Annotated in this window: 1 protein-coding gene; it reads right to left on the reverse strand. The window is 62.2% G+C overall.

Translation table 11 applies throughout. The features are described from left to right. A partial coding sequence (locus tag IF37_RS40475; protein WP_037858529.1) for a hypothetical protein occupies positions 1-274 on the reverse strand: 274 nt, incomplete at its 3' end. Between the last annotated feature and the right edge of the window lie 25 nt (positions 275-299).

Genomic DNA, 299 nt, shown 5'->3' on the forward strand with positions numbered 1-299 from the left:
CCTGCTTCAGCAGCTCATCGGAATCCTCCAGCGCGTAGCCCTGCTCACCCGTCAGCCACTTCGCGAACTCATGCGTCGCCGCCGCCAGCCCGACGTTCAACACCTCCTGCGCCGCCAACCCCGCCAGGAACCGGAAAATCAGACTCCGCAGCACCGCCCGGTACGTCGCCCGCAGCACCGCCTGCTCCGCCAAAGCACCAAACGGATTCCACACCGCCATCGCCATGATCAGCGACCATTCCACCAGGAACAGATTCAACTGAATGACGATCATGTTCTTGTAATACGCGGCATCCGCC

The organism is Streptomyces sp. NRRL S-31 (genome assembly GCF_000718775.1).
Taxonomy (GTDB): domain Bacteria; phylum Actinomycetota; class Actinomycetes; order Streptomycetales; family Streptomycetaceae; genus Streptomyces.